The sequence below is a fragment of the Bradyrhizobium sp. Ec3.3 genome (genome assembly GCF_000472925.1).
In the GTDB taxonomy this organism is placed as follows: domain Bacteria; phylum Pseudomonadota; class Alphaproteobacteria; order Rhizobiales; family Xanthobacteraceae; genus Bradyrhizobium.
Genome location: NZ_AXAS01000003.1, coordinates 204883 through 221414, shown reverse-complemented (window position 1 = coordinate 221414; position 16532 = coordinate 204883). Strand labels below are relative to the sequence as shown.

Annotated in this window: 18 protein-coding genes and 1 tRNA gene; 12 read left to right on the top strand and 7 right to left on the bottom strand. The window is 65.2% G+C overall.

The genetic code is table 11. The features are described from left to right. Window positions 1-53 precede the first annotated feature (53 nt). The gene (locus YUU_RS0105560) at window positions 54-893 is read right to left on the bottom strand and encodes an AraC family transcriptional regulator (RefSeq protein WP_027521497.1); all 840 of its coding nucleotides are present in this window, start codon (window positions 891-893) and stop codon (window positions 54-56) included. A 96-nt stretch (window positions 894-989) separates the two neighbouring features. Further along, window positions 990-1565 carry a methylated-DNA--[protein]-cysteine S-methyltransferase gene (locus YUU_RS0105555; RefSeq protein ID WP_027521496.1) on the bottom strand — a complete coding sequence of 192 codons (576 nt, stop codon included), beginning with the start codon at window positions 1563-1565 and terminating at the stop codon, window positions 990-992. Window positions 1566-1735: 170 nt separating this feature from the next. Between YUU_RS0105555 and YUU_RS0105550 the strand changes: the two genes are divergently transcribed. Continuing rightward, a tRNA-Gly gene (locus YUU_RS0105550) sits at window positions 1736-1809 on the top strand. A 57-nt stretch (window positions 1810-1866) separates the two neighbouring features. Here YUU_RS0105550 and YUU_RS0105545 read toward each other — a convergent pair. Continuing rightward, a complete protein-coding gene (locus YUU_RS0105545) occupies window positions 1867-2859 on the bottom strand; it encodes an alpha/beta fold hydrolase (RefSeq protein ID WP_027521495.1) in 993 nt (330 codons plus the stop codon). Window positions 2860-3035: 176 nt separating this feature from the next. Here YUU_RS0105545 and YUU_RS61030 point away from each other — a divergent pair, with 176 nt between their 5' ends. From YUU_RS61030 to YUU_RS0105495, 11 genes are all read left to right on the top strand, one after another. After that, window positions 3036-3209, top strand: a complete 174-nt coding sequence (locus YUU_RS61030) for a helix-turn-helix domain-containing protein (protein ID WP_245287956.1) — start codon at window positions 3036-3038, stop codon at window positions 3207-3209. Window positions 3210-3236: 27 nt separating this feature from the next. Then, a complete protein-coding gene (locus YUU_RS50055; protein ID WP_245287955.1) occupies window positions 3237-3617 on the top strand; it encodes a cupin domain-containing protein in 381 nt (126 codons plus the stop codon). After that, window positions 3617-4129, top strand: a complete 513-nt coding sequence (locus YUU_RS0105535) for a GNAT family N-acetyltransferase (RefSeq protein WP_084801328.1) — start codon at window positions 3617-3619, stop codon at window positions 4127-4129. Before YUU_RS50055 ends, YUU_RS0105535 begins: the two co-directional genes overlap by 1 nt. 13 nt (window positions 4130-4142) lie before the next feature. Next, window positions 4143-4607, top strand: coding sequence for a GNAT family N-acetyltransferase (locus YUU_RS0105530; RefSeq protein ID WP_027521493.1), 465 nt, complete (start codon window positions 4143-4145; stop codon window positions 4605-4607). Between the two features lie 82 nt (window positions 4608-4689). Next, complete coding sequence (locus tag YUU_RS0105525) at window positions 4690-5742, top strand: LacI family DNA-binding transcriptional regulator (protein WP_027521492.1); 1053 nt, start codon at window positions 4690-4692, stop codon at window positions 5740-5742. Between the two features lie 82 nt (window positions 5743-5824). After that, window positions 5825-7282 (top strand): xylulokinase, encoded by a 1458-nt coding sequence (xylB, locus tag YUU_RS0105520; protein WP_027521491.1) that lies wholly within the window; start codon window positions 5825-5827, stop codon window positions 7280-7282. Next, window positions 7279-8601: a xylose isomerase gene (gene xylA, locus YUU_RS0105515; RefSeq protein WP_027521490.1), complete on the top strand. Its 1323-nt coding sequence runs from the start codon at window positions 7279-7281 to the stop codon at window positions 8599-8601. Before xylB ends, xylA begins: the two co-directional genes overlap by 4 nt. A gap of 12 nt (window positions 8602-8613) precedes the next feature. Beyond that, entirely contained in the window at window positions 8614-9378 is a 765-nt protein-coding gene (locus tag YUU_RS0105510; protein WP_027521489.1) for an ATP-binding cassette domain-containing protein, read from the top strand. Then, window positions 9378-10448, top strand: coding sequence for an ABC transporter permease (locus YUU_RS0105505; protein ID WP_027521488.1), 1071 nt, complete (start codon window positions 9378-9380; stop codon window positions 10446-10448). Before YUU_RS0105510 ends, YUU_RS0105505 begins: the two co-directional genes overlap by 1 nt. 94 nt (window positions 10449-10542) lie before the next feature. Then, window positions 10543-11475: a sugar-binding protein gene (locus tag YUU_RS0105500; protein ID WP_027521487.1), complete on the top strand. Its 933-nt coding sequence runs from the start codon at window positions 10543-10545 to the stop codon at window positions 11473-11475. A 95-nt stretch (window positions 11476-11570) separates the two neighbouring features. Beyond that, entirely contained in the window at window positions 11571-12413 is an 843-nt protein-coding gene (locus YUU_RS0105495) for an amidohydrolase (protein WP_027521486.1), read from the top strand. 243 nt (window positions 12414-12656) lie between these two features. Here YUU_RS0105495 and YUU_RS0105490 read toward each other — a convergent pair whose 3' ends face one another. The 4 genes from YUU_RS0105490 to YUU_RS0105475 all read right to left on the bottom strand — a co-directional run bounded on the left by YUU_RS0105490 (window position 12657) and on the right by YUU_RS0105475 (window position 16395). Next, window positions 12657-13022: a nuclear transport factor 2 family protein gene (locus YUU_RS0105490; RefSeq protein WP_027521485.1), complete on the bottom strand. Its 366-nt coding sequence runs from the start codon at window positions 13020-13022 to the stop codon at window positions 12657-12659. A 205-nt stretch (window positions 13023-13227) separates the two neighbouring features. Further along, window positions 13228-13578: a RidA family protein gene (locus YUU_RS0105485; protein ID WP_027521484.1), complete on the bottom strand. Its 351-nt coding sequence runs from the start codon at window positions 13576-13578 to the stop codon at window positions 13228-13230. Between the two features lie 236 nt (window positions 13579-13814). Further along, a complete protein-coding gene (locus tag YUU_RS0105480; protein ID WP_051389617.1) occupies window positions 13815-14696 on the bottom strand; it encodes a PHB depolymerase family esterase in 882 nt (293 codons plus the stop codon). Between the two features lie 40 nt (window positions 14697-14736). After that, on the bottom strand, window positions 14737-16395 hold the full coding sequence (locus YUU_RS0105475; protein ID WP_027521482.1) for an FAD-binding dehydrogenase: 1659 nt from the start codon (window positions 16393-16395) through the stop codon (window positions 14737-14739). Between the last annotated feature and the right edge of the window lie 137 nt (window positions 16396-16532).

Sequence of the window (16532 nt, the reverse complement as noted above, 5' to 3'; positions counted from 1 at the left end):
GTCTCCATTGCAAAAGCGCGCCTCGTCATGGCGCGACATGGAGACGAACCTAGTCAGTTGAGGGCAAGCTGCTCTTGGAAAATCTTGCGCATCCCCCGGGAGGCCTGGCGAAACTTCGTCGGAGAGACGCCGGCGGCGCGATGGAAGGTGCGGACGAAGTTGGAGAGATCGCCGAAGCCGACGTCATAGGCGATGTCGGTGACCGCGATGTCATGATCTGTCAGCAGGCGAGCGGCGTGCCGCAGCCGCGAGCGCACGAGATATTGATGCGGGGTGACGCCGAGCACGTTTGAGAACAGCCGCAGGAAGTGGAACGGGCTGAGACCAGCCTGCCGCGCTGCGTCGTCGAGGTCGATGTCCTCTCCTGAATTCTCGTCGATCCACAGCGCGCTCTCCACGGCGCGGCGGCGGTCGCGTGCCGTCGGCGCGACCTGTTTGCGCGCCTTGCCCGAGACCACCTCGACGAAGCGGCCCGCAAGGATCTGGCCGATCTCGTCGATGCCTAAGTCGCTGTTGCCATCTGCTGCCGTCTGGGCCAGCTCGCCCAGTACCATCAGCTCGGGGAGCGGCGGCGTGGCGCCGACCTGCCAGACTTCGCGTCGTCCGCCGAGCGCTTCGACGAGGTCTTCGCCAATGAAGAACGACAGGCATTCGTCGCCGCTGACATGCTCATGCGTGCAGGTGTATTCCTCGCCGGGATGGCCGACCAGCACGGAGCCCGCCACCAGCTCGAAGAAGCCGGCCCGGCAATGGCAGCCAAAGCTGCCTTCGCGGACATAGGCGAGCGAATGGCCGGTGCGGTATTCGGCAAACGGCTTGTCGTCCGGTCCCGCATCGCAGCGAAACCGCGACACCGTCATCGAAGGCGTCGTCTTCAGCGTGGTCGCTTCCATCCACCCTATCTAGGCATGATCCGGAAAAGTGTGTAGCGGTTTTCCGATAAGATCATGCCCAAAAATAAAACCAAAAGCGCGATCACAATCGCGCTTTTAGCTGGCGCGCGGTGGGGCAACGGGCAGCAGCACCTCGAACAGCGTCTTGCTGGCGACCGGGTGGGCGCCCTCGAGCGAGAGCAGGCGGCGTTTCGAGATCACCCCGCCATAAGGCGAGATCCGGTCGGCATAGTTCCCGACCTCCAGCACGCGATGGCAGGGCACGATGATTATGAAGGGATTTTTGCCGATCGCCTGTGCCACCGAATGTGAAGCGCCAGAGGCGCCCAGAGCCTTGGCGATCTCGCCATAGGTGCGGGTCTCCCCGCGCGGGATGGCCCGGGCGAAGTCATAGACGCGCCGGTTGAAGGGCGGCACGCCGCTCATGTCGAGGCTGATGTCGGGGAGATCGGCGGCGTCGCCATGCAGGAATGCGGTGATCGCCTCGATCGCAAGCTCGGTGTTGCCGTCCGGCCGCTGCTCGCGTGCCTCGGGATGGGCCCGAAAAATCCGGCGGCGGGTGTCGAGCTCCCGCGCCTCCGGCAATTGCACGGCCACGATCCCGGCGCTGCTCCACACGATGCCGCAGCGGCCGATCGCCGTATCGAATATCAGGTAAGACCGCCCCACCATGCACGCCCCACTCATGCACGTCCTTAGCCCGGACAAAGATCATAACACCGCCACAATCCGGCGCACTTGGATTCTTGCCAGGACGTTAAGAAGCGTGAGGGCAAAGGCGCCAAAGCGCTTGGCGCGAGACGCCGTCTCGGCTAATCAAGGGGGTGCGGACCACGCATCAAGCGGGCGTAGTTCAATGGTAGAACGGCAGCTTCCCAAGCTGCATACGAGGGTTCGATTCCCTTCGCCCGCTCCAAGCGCTCGCTCTTCCAGCCAACGCTCGTATCTGCCGACGCGCGAGCGTCCGCTGCCGCTAGCTCGGCAAGCTCCGCAAGAAATCGATCATTGCCGCATTCACCTCGTTCGGCCGTTCCTGCTGGGTCCAGTGACCACAGCCAGGGAGCATCTGGATGTCACGGAGCAGCGGCACCGATTGTTTCATGTTGGCGAGGTGCTCGGCCGCACCGGGGAATGCGATGACCATGTCGTGGTCGCCGGCGATGAAGAGCGTTGGCACGGTGACCTTCAGGCCCTCGAAGGCGGCCATCAGCTCCCAGTTGCGATCGACGTTGCGATAATAGTTGAGGGGACCGCGAAATCCGCTGCGAGCGAACTCGGCGGCATAGAAGTCGAGATCGCTCGCGCTGAGCCATGACGGCAGCGGCACCGGCACCTTCGGCAGCATGCCGCCGGTCCGCGACACCATGCCGACGCCGACGTTCCTGCCACTGCTTGCGGCTCTCGCGCGGATCGCGGCGGCGCCTTCGCCCGATCCGCCATAGAGCATCGCACCGAGTGTCGCGCGCGGATCCCTTTCGAACTCCGCCTCTGCCACGCCCGGCTCCTGGAAATACAGTTGATAGAACTGCGCCTCCGCCGTCTGCGGCATCAGGCTCGTTGGGGGCGCCGGGCTCCGCGGGCGGAACGGCACGCTGAGGATGGCGGCCGCACGAAAACGATCCGGCCGCAGGCGCGCGGTGTGCCAGGCAATCGTTGCGCCCCAGTCGTGTCCGACGATCACGGCGGTGGGTGCTTCAAGAGCGTCGAGCAGTCCGACCAGATCGCCGACCATATGGAAGATCGTGTATTGGTCGATCGCTTCGGGGCGGTCGCTCTTGCCATAGCCACGCATGTCAGGCGCAACGGCGTGGAAGCCGGCCGCGGCCAGCGCGGCAAGCTGATGGCGCCAGGAGTACCAGCTCTCGGGAAAGCCGTGGCAGAGCAGGACGAGCGGCCCTTCACCCTGCTCGGCGACGTTGAGGCTGATGCCATTGGTCCGGATCATCCGCTGCGTTGGCTGGCTCATGTGACTGCCTCCCACGGGTGCTCGGTCGATCGCAGCATCCTAACCGGGTGTGCGAGGCGCGCAAAGATTCTAATATATTAGCCTCTCGATCCCGGCGTTCGCCGCGCGCCGCGCTAAGCTCGTTCTTGCTTTGGCGGATGCGGTCCGGCAGCCGGCCGATATTCGGATGAGGGGCCATGGACCAGCAAAAGCTCGACCGCGCGATCGGTCGCCGATTGAAGACATTGAGGATGCATGCCGGCATGACCCTGAACGAACTCGCCGCGCGCTCGGGCGTCAGCCGCGCGATGATTGGGCGCGTCGAGCGCGCGCAGAGCAGCGCCACGGCTTCGCTGCTCGGAAAGCTCTGAGCGGCGCTCGAGGTCTCGCTGAGCGACGTGGTCGCGCTTGCTGAGAAGCCGCCGGAACGGCTGGTGCGGCTTGCCGACCAGCCGCAATGGCGCGATCCCGAGAGCGGCTATCGCCGCCGTCACGCCTCGCCGACGGATGCGGCTAGCGGCATCGAGATCATCGTCGTCGACCTGCCGGCCGGTGCGCGCGTGCCCTACAGCCCCTGGGGCCGCACCGCCTTCACCCAGCAGCTCCTGATGCTGGAGGGCGCGATCTCCGTGTATATCGACGCCAAGACGCTGCGCCTGCGCGAAGGCGATTGTCTCGACTTCGACGTCATGCGCGCGGTGACCTTCGAGAACGAAAGCCGGCAGGATGCGCGCTACGTCATCGTCATCCGGCGCGGAACAACTCAAGGGAAAGCCTGATGCCGCTGATCGTGCGCGATGCCACGCTGGAAGACGCCGCCGAAATTTTGGCGATCTACAATTTCGCCGCGCTGAACACCACGGCAGTATGGACCGACGTCCCGTCGGACCTGGAGGCGCGGCGCGACTGGATCCGCGCCCGCGGCGAGGCGGGCTATCCCGTGCTGGTCGCAATGCGCGGATCGGATGTGGTGGGCTTTGCCTCCTTCGGCGACTTCCGCCCGTGGCCCGGCTATCGCCACACCGTGGAGAATTCGGTGTATGTCGACGAGCGCCATCACCGCTGCGGCATCGGTCGCAGCCTAATGGCCGCGCTGATCGAGCGCGCCACCGCCATGCGCAAGCACACGATGATCGCAGGGATCGAGGCCGCCAATGCGGGTTCGATCGCGCTGCATGCCTCGCTCGGCTTTAGCGAAGTGGCGCGCATGCCGGAGGTCGGCTGCAAGTTCGGCCGCTGGCTCGATCTCGTCTTCATGCAGAAGCGGCTCGCCACTGACATCGCGCCGTGAGATGAGGAGCGACATGCATATCCGTACCGGCGATACCTATGATCCGCGCGTCATCGCGCTGCTCGATTATCACCGGACAAGCGCGGCGGCGCAGACGGCGCCCGGCAGTGCGCATGCACTCGATCTCAGCGGCCTTCGCGCAGCCGATGTCGCGTTCTGGACCGGCTGGGATGACGAGACGCTGGTCGCCACCGGCGCGCTGAAGACGCTCGCGGCCGATCATGGCGAGGTGAAGTCGATGCACACGCTTCAGACCGCGCGCCGGCGCGGCTTTGGCGCGCTCATGCTCAGCCATATCATCGGCGAGGCGCGCGGGCGCGGCATGGCGCGGCTGAGCCTCGAAACCGGATCGTGGGATTATTTCAGGCCCGCGCACGCGCTCTACCGGGCGCACGGCTTCGTCGATTGCGGTCCGTTCGAGGGCTATGTCGAGGATCGCAACAGCCTGTTCCTGACGCTCAACCTGACCGGACGCTGAGCCGCGGCGGTGGCGGCCGTCCTTCCGCCCGTCCCTCAAAATGAGTTGCGTACCTCAGAAAACCTCTGCTAGCCTTCAGCCCATGAAGCAGGACGCGCCCGCCGCGCTGACATTGAGGGACATCGCAAGCCAGGCTGGCGTCAGCCTCGCCACGGTCGATCGCGTTCTGCACAACCGGCCCGGCGTGCGGCCGGACACGGTCCGGCGCGTCAAGGAGGCGATCGAACGCAATTCCTTTCAGCCGCATGTTGCCGCCGCCGAGCTCGCCCGCGGCCGCGCCCGACGCTTTGCCTTCGTGATGCCGTCGGGACCGAACCTCTTCATGCAGCAGATCCAGTCCTATCTCGGCGAGATGACGGCCTGGCTCTCGGCCCGCCGCCTCGCGGTCGAGATGATCGCGACCGACGTGTTCGACGCTTCCGTACTCGCATCTTCGCTCGAGGCTCTCGTCGGCACCTATGACGGCATCGCCGTGGTGGCGCTCGATCATCCCGGCGTGCGGGCGGCGATCAACGATCTCGTCGAGGGCGGGGCCAAGGTGGTGACGCTGGTCTCCGACGTGCCGTCGTCGCGGCGCCACCATTATGTCGGCATCGACAACATCGCTGCGGGGCGCACCGCGGGCGCGCTGGTCGGCCGGCTCGTGGGTCCAAGGTCAGATTTAAGCTCCGGCAAGGTCGCGATCGTCGCTGGCTCGCAGGGCCTGCGCGACCACGCCGAGCGCATCTTCGGCTTCAACCAGGTGATGGCCTCGGAGTTCGTCGAGCTGAGCGTGCTGCCGGTGCTGGAGGGGCGCGACGAGGACGAGCGTTCCTGGCAGCTATTGGCGCGGCTGCTCGCCAAACACCCTGATATCGTCGGCCTCTACAATGTCGGCGCGGGCACGCAGGGCGTTGCGAGGGCGCTGATGGAGTCCGGCCGCGACAAGCAGATCGTGTTCGTCGGACACGACGTCACGGTCCTGACGCGCAAGCTGCTGCTGCAGGGCGTGATGGATGCCGCGATTTCGCAGAACCCCGGGCACGAGGCGCGCGCCGCCGTGCGCGTGTTGCTGGCGCTGGCGCGGGGCGAGCCGATCTTGAGCGAACAGGAGAAGATCCGCATCGACATCGTGATGCGGGACAATCTGCCTTAGCCGGCAGAACGGATGCGTGAGGACGGCCCGTGCGGGACAGGCGACAGAGATCGCCAGCAGGGCCGGAAAGGGAGGACGAAACGTGTTTCTCGGACTGGACATCGGCACGTCCGGTGTGAAGGCGGTGCTCGTAAGCGAAGCCGGTGCGATTGTCGCGACCGCCGCGCGCGAGCTTGCGCTGTCGCATCCCGCGCCGCTGTGGTCCGAGCAGGATCCGGACGCCTGGGTCGATGCCGCGGTCGGCGCGGTCGACGATCTCGCCGCCAGCAACCGCAGCGAGGTCGCGCTCACTCGCGGCATCGGGCTGTCCGGCCAGATGCACGGCGCGACGCTGCTTGGCGATGACGGCCGTCCGCTGCGCCCTGCCATTCTCTGGAACGACGGCCGCTCGCATGCCGAATGTGCCAAGCTGGAGCGGCGCTGTCCGTCGCTGCATGCGATTGCGGGCAATCTGGCGATGCCCGGTTTCACTGCGCCAAAGCTGTTGTGGGTCGCGGGGCACGAGCCCGAGATCTTCAGGCGCGTCGCAAAAGTGCTGTTGCCGAAGGCCTATGTCCGCTACCGCCTCACCGGCGAGATGGTCGAGGACATGTCGGATGCCGCCGGCACGCTGTGGCTCGACGTCGGCCAGCGCCGCTGGTCGCCGCTGCTGCTGCACGCCACGGGCCTCGATCTGCATCACATGCCGCGGCTCGTCGAGGGCAGCGAGGTCAGTGCAGTGCTGGCTCCAGAATACGCGCAGCGATGGGGCATGGCGAAGAATGTGGTGGTTGCCGGTGGCGCCGGTGACAACGCGGCGAGCGCGATCGGGCTCGGCGCGATCGCGCCCGGCGATGCCTTCCTGTCGCTCGGCACCTCCGGCGTCATCTTCCGTGTCACCGACCGGTTTGCGCCGGCGCCCGCTTCCGCCGTGCACGCCTTCTGCCACGCACTGCCCGGCCTGTGGCATCAGATGGGCGTGATGCTCTCGGCGGCGGCTTCCCTCGCCTGGCTTTCCGACGTGATGGCAACGCCTGCTGCCGCGCTGCTTGCGCCGCTCGGCGAGAGCGTCGATGCGCCGAGCCCGATCAAGTTCCTGCCCTACCTCGATGGCGAGCGCACGCCGCACAATGATGCTGCAGCGAGCGGCGCCTTCGTGGGCCTGCGCGGCGCAAACGGACGCGACCAGATCGTGCAGGCCGTGCTCGAAGGCGTCGCCTTCGCCGCGCGCGACAATCTCGCCGCGCTCGGCAGCGCCAGCTCGGCGATTTCGGAGGTCGATCTCGTCGGCGGCGGATCGCGCTCGGCCTTGTGGGCGCAGATCTGCGCCGACGTGCTCGGCATTCCCGTCCACCGCGTCGAGGAAGGCGAGGTCGGAGCTGCGCTGGGCGCCGCGCGGCTCGGACGCCTGGCCGCCACCGGCGAGGAGCCCGCGCAAGTCTGCACGCGGCCGCGGCGCCTCGCGAGTTTCGCGCCGCGCGCGTCCACTGCTGCCGCCTATGACGACGCCTATCATCAGTGGCGAAAACTGTATCCCGCGCTGAAGGAGTTCTCGCTGTGAACGCATCCCCAAATTTCTTTGGTGCGACCGCGCCGGTCGCCTATGGCGGTACGAACGCCAAGGGCCCGCTCGCGTTCCGCTGGTACGACAAGGACCGCATCGTCCACGGCCGCAGGCTGGAGGATCATTTGCGCTTTGCCGTCTGCTACTGGCATTCGTTCTGCTGGCCGGGCGGTGATCCCTTCGGCGGCGAGACGTTCCTGCGGCCATGGCATCACGGCAGCGATGCCATGGCGATGGCGCGCGCCAAGGCCGATGTCGCCTTCGAGCTGTTCCGCCTGCTAGATGTGCCGTTCTTCACCTTCCATGACGTCGACGCGGCGCCGGAAGGAGCCTCGCTCGCCGAATCCGTCGCCAACCTCAACGCGATCGCCGATCTGTTCGAACAGAAGATGGCCTCCGCCAAGGTGCGCCTGCTCTGGGGCACCGCCAATCTGTTCACGCACCGCCGCTACATGGCGGGCGCCGCGACCAATCCGGATCCCGACGTCTTTACCTATGCCGCCGGACAGGTGCGCGCCGCGCTCGAGGTCACGCACCGGCTCGGCGGCCAGAACTATGTGCTGTGGGGCGGGCGCGAGGGTTACGAGACGCTGCTCAACACCGACATCGGCCGCGAGCTCGACCAGCTCGGCCGCTTCGTCTCGCTGGTCGTCGAGCACAAGCACAAGATCGGTTTCGAGGGCCCGATCCTGATCGAGCCCAAGCCGAAGGAGCCGACCAAGCATCAATACGACTTCGACGTTGCCACCTGCTACAGCTTCCTCCAGCGCTATGACCTCCTCGAGGACGTCAAGCTCAACATCGAGCAGAACCACGCCATCCTCGCCGGGCACTCGTTCCAGCACGAGGTTGCGCTTGCCGAGGCGCTCGGCGTGTTCGGCTCGCTCGACATCAACCGCGGCGATGATCTGCTCGGCTGGGACACCGACCAGTTCGCGATGAACGTGTGCGAGCTGGTGCTGGTGTTCCACGAGATGCTGAACCGCGGCGGCTTTACCACGGGCGGTCTCAATTTCGATGCCAAGATCAGGCGACAATCGATCGACCCCGACGATCTGATCCACGCCCATGTCGGCTCGATGGATGCCTGCGCGCGGGCCTTCCTCGCGGCGGCCGACATGCTCGATGCCGGCGCGCTCACGGCGCCGCTCGCCGAGCGCTATAACGGATGGGCTGGAGCTGAGGGCCGCGCCATCCTTGCCGGCCAGCGCTCGCTCGCCGATCTCGCCGATCGCGCGCTCGCCCCCGGCTTCGATCCGCAGCCGCGGTCGGGCCGGCAGGAATACCTTGAATCCCTGGTCAACCGGTACGTCTGAGCGAGGCCGCTGATGACAAACGTTGAAGCAACACGGCAGCCGGTCCTCGAACTGACCGGGATCGGCAAGGAGTTCGGCGCCATCCGCGCGCTGCACGACGTCGACATGCAGGTCTATCCGGGCGAGGTGGTCGGCTTGATGGGCGACAACGGCGCCGGCAAGTCGACGCTGGTGAAAATTATCGCCGGCAATTTCCGTCCCAGCCACGGCGAGATCCGCTTCGACGGCAATGCCGTGCATTTCTACCGGCCGATCGACGCCCGCGCCGTCGGCATCGAGGTGGTCTACCAGGACCTCGCGCTCGCCGACAATCTGTCGGCGGCGGCGAACGTCTTTCTCGGCCGCGAGCTCAAGCGCAAATTCGGTCCCATCTCGCTGCTCGACCACAAGGCGATGGCGGCGCGCGCGCTGGACTTGTTCGGCGAGTTGCGCTCGGAGACGCGGCCGCATGATCTCGTCAAGCAGATGTCGGGCGGCCAGCGCCAGGCGGTCGCGATCGCGCGGACGCGGCTGTCGAACGCCAAGCTCGTGATGATGGACGAGCCAACCGCCGCGATCTCGGTGCGCCAGGTCGAGCAGGTGCTGAGCCTGATCCACCGCCTGAAGGAGCAGGGCGTCGCCGTGATGCTGATCTCGCACCGCATGCCCGACGTGTTCGCGGTCTGCGACCGCGTCGTGGTGATGCGCCGTGGCGAGAAGCGCGCCGACAAGGCGATCCACGATACCAGCCCCGAGGAAGTCACCGCCCTCATCACCGGCGCGAAGGAGGCGGCGTAATGGCGATCCAGATCGAATCCCCTATCACCTTCACCAATGTCGGCAAGGCAAGATGGTGGCAGCGCGGTCTTCTTGCGACGCAGACCGGCTACGTCCTGCTCGCGCTCCTGGTGCTGCTCGCCATCATGCATTTCGCCAGCCCCTATTTCTTCACCGAAGGCAACATGCAGAACGTGGCGAAGAACTTTTCCTTCATCGCCATCGCAACCCTCGGAATCACCTTCGTCATCATCACCGGCGGCATCGATCTTTCCGTCGGTTCGATGATGTGCTTCTCCGCCATGATCACATCCATGGTCATGGTCGAGCTGTCGGCACCGGGATCGCTGTTCGTCCATTTGGCGGCTGACGGCAAGACCGTCGTCGCCAACGTGCCTGGATTGATTCTCGTGATCTCGGTGGTGGCGGGGCTGGCGGCCGCACTCGTCGTCGGGCTCATCAACGGCTTCTGCATCGCGACGCTGGGGCTGTCGCCATTCGTCACGACACTCGGCATGCTCTCGATCGTGCGTGGGCTCGCTTATGTCGTCTCCAACGGCCGCGGCAGCTTTCCGGGTGGCCCCGACGCCGACTATTTCTACGCGCTCACCTCGGGCGACCTGTTCGGCGTGCCCGCGCCGTTCATTTACCTCGTGATCCTCGCCCTCGTCATGGCGGTGGTGCTGCACCACACCACCTTCGGTCGTCACGTCTTCGCGCTCGGCGGTAACGAGAAGGCAGCCGAATTGACCGGCATCTCGGTCGTACGCGTGAAGATCGAGGTCTACGTGATCTGCGCGCTCGCCGCGGGGCTTCAGGGCATCATCATCTCCGGCTGGCTGGGATCGGCGCCGGCGAACATGGCGACGTCCTACGAGCTCAACGTGATCGCGGCCGCCGTCATCGGCGGTGCCAATCTTGCCGGCGGCATCGGCGGTCCGTTAGGAGCCATCGTCGGCTGCGTGCTGCTCGAGGTGATCCGCAACGGCCTCGTGCTTGCGCAAGTCAACTCCTACTGGCAGCAAACGCTGGTCGGCGTGATCATCATCCTGGCCGTGCTGGTGGACCGCATCCGCTCGCGCATGGCCTGACAAGAGTTACTCCGGGAGGGCAACGAATGCATCGTCTATCCGCCTTCCGGAGCCATGGTTTTCAAGAGGATAGGCATAATGTGGAGGGAACGTAATGAGGAAGATCCTGCTTGCCGGCATGGCCATTGCGATGATGGCGACCCCGGCGTTCGCCCAGACCTACAAGTTCGCGGTCGTACCCAAGGCGATGAACAATCCGTTCTTCGACGTGGCACGCGACGGCTGCATGAAGCGCGCGAAGGAGCTCGGCAACGTCGAGTGCATCTACAAGGGGCCGATCGAGCACGAGCCGGCGACGCAGGCGCAGATCATCCAGGACTTCATCACCCAGAAGGTGGATGGCCTGGCGATCTCGGTTGCCGACGTCGCGGCGATGACCAAGTCGATCGAGGCGGCGACCGCAGCCGGCATTCCCGTCATCACGTTTGACGCGGATGCGCCGGGCTCCAAGCGCATCGCCTATATCGGCACCAACAACAAGGACTTCGGCCTCGCGCTCGGCAAGCAATTGCTCCAGCTCCGGCCCGAGGGTGGCAAATATGCCATGGTCTCCGGCGGTCCGGGCGCGAAGAACCTCGCCGAGCGCGTCGATGGCGTCCGCGAGGCGCTCAAGGGCTCGAAATGGGTGGAGGTCGCGGGCTCGCCGACCTTCTGCAACGACGATTCCACGCTCGCGGTTCAGCAGATGGCGGACCTGCGCACCGCGACGCCGGACCTCGCCGCGATCGTGCCGGTCGGCGGCTGGCCGATGTTCGCGCCGGAAGGCTTCAAGGCTTTCGTCAACAAGAACAAGAAGGACATCGATTCCGGCAAGCTGACGCTCGTCGTCGCCGACACGCTCAAGATGCAGCTTGAGCTCCTGCGTGACGGCTATTCCAACGCGCTCACCGGCCAGCGCCCGTTCGAGATGGGCGTGAAGTCGATGGACGCCCTGCTCGCGATCAAGAAGGGCGAGAAGGTGCCGGAGATCATCTACACCGGCCTCGACCTCGTGACGAAGGACAACGTCGCGCAACTCTTGAAGTAGGAACGTCTGTCAGCCCCGACGTTCCTGCGCTTCCTCTCCCGCCTGCAGACCCGCAGGCGGGAGAGGCTAGGATTTTGCCAGGTGGAGGGTGAAATATGGTGATTGACGGGCATCAACATTTCTGGGACCCAGCGCGCGCCGACTATCCCTGGATGGTGGCGGCCGAACTCGCCCCGATCCGCCGCGCCTTTGGCCCCGCCGATCTGGCGCCGCTCCTGAAGCAGAACAGCATCGATGCGAGCATTTTGGTGCAGTGCCGGTCCTCGGTCGCGGAGACCGAGGAATTTCTGCGCATTGCTGCGGCGACGCCCTTCGTCGCCGGCGTTGTCGGCTGGGCCGATCTCACGGATGGCGCGCTCGATGAGACGCTCGACCGGCTGCGGGCCTCGCCGGAAGGCAAGAAGCTTGTCGGCATCCGCCACCAGGTCCATGACGAAGCCGATCCCGACTGGCTGTTGCGCGAGGACGTGCAGCGTGGCCTGATGGCGGTGTTCGCGCACGATCTCACCTACGATTTCCTGGTCCGCACCCGCGAACTTCCCGCTGCTATCGCCACCGCGCAGGCCTTTCCGCAAGCGCGTTTCGTGCTCGATCACGCCGCCAAGCCGCCGATCGCGGAAGGTTTCAGTCGCGACTGGGCCGACCGCATCGCCGCGCTCGCAGCCTGCGGCAATGTCTGGTGTAAGATCTCCGGCCTAGCGACGGAGGCCCGCTGGAACGACTGGGACGCGGAGCGCCTATTGCCCTACGTCGAGCACGTCGCCAAATGCTTCGGCGAGGATCGCCTGATCTTCGGCTCCGACTGGCCCGTGTGCCTGCTTGCAGGAAGCTACGGTGAGATCAAGGGCGCGCTCGATGAATGCCTGACGAAGCTGGGCCCACAGGTACGCAAGAAAGCATTCGGAGCGAATGCTCAGCGGGCGTATCGATTGCGCTGATGTTGCCGCGAGCACTTCCTTCCTTCTCCCCCTTGTGGGAGAAGGTGGCATAGGCGGCCTACGGCCGCCGTTCTTAAGAACGCCGATGCTTCGCATCGGCTATGGCGCCGGATGAGGGGTTGTTTCCGCAATTTCAAAAGCAAGAGGGCCGTATGCGGAGAGAGACCCCTCACCCGTCTCGCCGCTGCGCGGCGAGCCACCCTCTCCCACAAAGGGAGAGGGAAAGAGAGCGTGTTCGCTCTCTCACGTGCCGGCAGGCACCTGATCCAAGAATCCCGTGATGCTCTTGATGCGGCCGTCTTTCAGTACGGCGAAATCGGTGCCTTTGATCGGGCTGTCGACGCCGTCGGGGCCGAGGCCCCAGGAAAAGCGCAGGTGCTCGCCATAGCCGTTTGGCTCGCCGATCAGCTTGAACCTGAACTCCGGAAAGCGCTGCTGCACGCCGGCGATCAGCGCATCGACGCCGTCATGGCCGTCACCGCGCATCAAGGGATCGATATAGCTCGCATCCGCCGTCCAGTTCTCGCTGAGCAGTTCGCGCCGTTTGCCCGGCGTGCGCTCGTTCCAGAGATCGATATAGCGGCGGGCGAGGGTGATGTGGTCGGTCATGGTGGCCTCCTTCGAAAAACGCCGGATGGTTCGGCTGTCCCTGACTATCGAAGGTTTGCGCGCGCCAATCGATTACCTCGGAGGTCATGCGCATGATCCGGAAAGGTGTGAAGCGGTTTTCCGACAAGATCATGCGCCAACAAAGAACTGAAGCGCGATGATATTCATCGCGCTTCAGGCGCGCGCAATTTTGTCCGGGCGACGCTTACTTCGCCGCGGTCACCATGATCTCGACGGTGTATTGCGGGGCGGCGAGCTTGGCTTCCACGGTGGCACGCGCCGGCGTGTTGCCGGGCGACACCCAGGCGTCCCACACGGCGTTCATTTCCTGAAAGGTCTTCATGTCGGTGATGTAGATCGTCGCCGACAGCAGTTTCGATTTGTCGGTGCCTGCCTTGGCAAGATGGCTGTCGATGGTCGCCAGAATGTCCTGGGTCTGCTTCGTCACGCTTTCACCGGCGGCCTTGCTGGCGACGACACCAGCGAGATAGACGGTGTTGCCGTGCACGACGACCTGGCTCATGCGCGGGCCGGATTCAAGACGTTGAATGCTCATGGGGATCTCCTGTTGGAATGGCGGCCCTGTCTAGCGCAGCGCCTTGTGCTCTGCCACCCCGGTGACGCATGCGTCGCCGGTGACGCATGCGTCGCGGCCGATGCATGCGCGGCCTAAAGCGCGATGAGATTGAAATCAATCGTCACCGCGCTTTAGGTTCTTGATCGTGCATGATCTTTTTCGGAAAACCGCTTCGCACTTTGCGCTAACGCGGCCCTTCGGGTCCGGATCATGCGCTAAGGAAAGCGGCTGAAGAACGCCCAGATCGTATCGGCGCCGTCGATGTCGCCGTTCTGCGGGCCGAGCAGGCCGTTCGCGAGCTTTGGGAAATTCGCGTCGGGGAAATGCCCGGGCATGCGATGACCGCCGCCATTGACGCGATAGAGCACGACGTCGCGCCCTTTCGGGCAGCGAGAGCCAATCTGCGTCACGGTGGACTCGTCGTGAGGATTCCTGTCGGGCAGATCGGTTGCCGTGGCATCATCAGCTTCGCAGCCATCGACACTGCGCCAGAATGCCAGCGTCTTCGTGGTCGACCAGAAACCGTTGGCCGCGAAATAGCTCGTGCCGCGGCCGCCGCCATAGGGGATCAGCGGATCGACGGTGCCGTTCATGATCAGCATCGGCAGCGGACGCGATGGATGGCAGGCGGCGGCCGATTCGTCGGTGAGGTTCATGATCACGCTCGCGGCGGCCGCGAACAGATCGGCGCGGTTGCAGGCCAGCGTCATGGTCATCGCGCCGCCATTGGAGATGCCGGTGACATAGACGCGGCGCGCGTCTGCCGTGCCGTCCTTCACGAGCTTGTCGACCAGGGCCACGATGAAAGCGATGTCGTCGGTGCCCTCGGGCGGTCCGCGGCCGGCGTGTCGTGCGTCGGGTCGCGCATCAGCCCAGGCGTTGCTCAGTCCATCAGGGAAAACCACGGCAAAGGAGTCGCGCCTGGCAATCAGCGGCCAGGATGTCCGCGTCACCATGTCGGCGCCGCGCTGCGTCTTGCCGTGCAGCACGATGACGAGCGGCGCCGGCTTGGTCGGCGCCCGCATCATGATGAACGTGCGGGTCACGCCATTGACGTGGATCGTGTCGGCCTCGGCATGTACGGCGAACAGCAGCATTGCAGCCACAACTCCAATGCCCCACCGCCACAGCACGATGTCACCCCACAGCCTTCGCCGCTGCGCGCCCGGCGTTGCGGCCCGAGAACAGGCAGCCGCCGAGGAACGTGCCTTCCAGCGAGCGGTAGCCGTGCACGCCGCCGCCGCCGAAGCCGGCGGCCTCGCCCACGGCGTAAAGGCCGGGAATGACCTGGCCCTCTTGTCCGAACACGCGCGAGTCCAGATCGGTCTCGAAGCCGCCGAGCGTCTTGCGCGTCAGGATGTTGAGCTTGACCGCGATCAGCGGCCCGTGCTCGGGATCGAGGATCCGATGGGGAGCGGCGGTGCGGATCAGCTTGTCGCCGATATAGCGGCGCGCATTGTGGATATTCATGACCTGCGCGTCCTTGACGAAGGGATTGGCGATCTCACGGTCGCGCGCCTCGATCTGCATCCTGACATGGTCGAGCCTGAGGAGATCGTTGCCGGCAAGATTGTTCATGGCAGCCACGAGCTCCTCGAGCTTGTCGCGCACAATGAAGTCGACACCATGGCTCTTGAACGCTTCGACCGGCGCCGGCGCGCCCTTGTTGGTGGCGCGGCGCAAGGTCATGCGCCAGCTTTTTCCCGTGAGATCCGGATTCTGCTCGGAGCCCGAGAGCGCAAATTCCTTCTTGATGATGCTCTGGGTCAGCACGAACCAGGAATAATCATAGCCGGTCGACATGATGTATTTGAGCTGGCCGAGCGTGTCCGAGCCTGGGAAGAGCGGCGCCGGCAGGCGCGTGCCCGTGGCATCGAACCACATCGAGGAGGGACCGGGCAGGATGCGGATGCCGTGGCGCGGCCAGATTGGTGACCAGTTCTGGATGCCCTCGACATAGTGCCACATGCGGTCGCGGTTGATCAGCCGCGCGCCGACGCCTTCCGTGATGCCGATCATGCGGCCGTCGACGTGTTCGGGCACGCCGGAGATCATGAACTTCGGCGGCTCGCCCAGCCGCTTCGGCCAGTTCTGCCGCACCAGATCGTGATTGCCGCCGATGCCGCCGGAGGCAACGATCACCGCCTGCGCCTTCAACGTGAAGTCGCCGACTACCTTGCGCGAGGAGCTCTTGCCGCGCTCGACACTGTCAGGCTCGAGGATTTTTCCGCTCACACCGTCGACCGTGCCGTTCGTGATGTTCAATGCATCGACGCGATGGCGGAACTTGAAGGTCAGCCGGCCCCTTCTGGCCGCCTCGCGTGCGCGGCGCTCGAACGGCTCGACGATGCCGGGTCCTGTGCCCCAGGTGACGTGAAAGCGTGGCACCGAATTGCCGTGCCCCATCGCGTCATAGCCGCCGCGCTCGGCCCAGCCGACCACCGGGAAGATGCGATGGCCCATCGCGCGGAGCCACGAGCGCTTCTCGCCGGCCGCGAACGCCACATAGGCTTCAGCCCATTTCCTTGGCCACAAATCCTCGTCGCGGTCGAAGCCCGCGGTGCCGAGCCAGTCCTGCAATGCGAGCTCGAAGGAATCCTTGATCCCGAGCCGGCGCTGTTCCGGCGAATCGACCAGGAACAATCCGCCGAACGACCAGAACGCCTGACCGCCGATCGATTGCTCGCCCTCCTGATCGACGACGATCACGCGCTTGCCGGCATCGGCAATCTCGGTTGCAGCAACCAGCCCCGACAACCCCGCGCCGATAATGATGACGTCCGCCTGCTCAACCATTGAGTTCCCCCTGTAGTCATCCGGATTGTCAGCCGCCGTCGCTGGGATCAAGAGGAGGGGCGCAAGAATCCGTTAACTTGTTCCACTTTGGGATTGGGCCGGCCAAGGGATCGGCGAAGTGCAGCGCGGGCGCAACA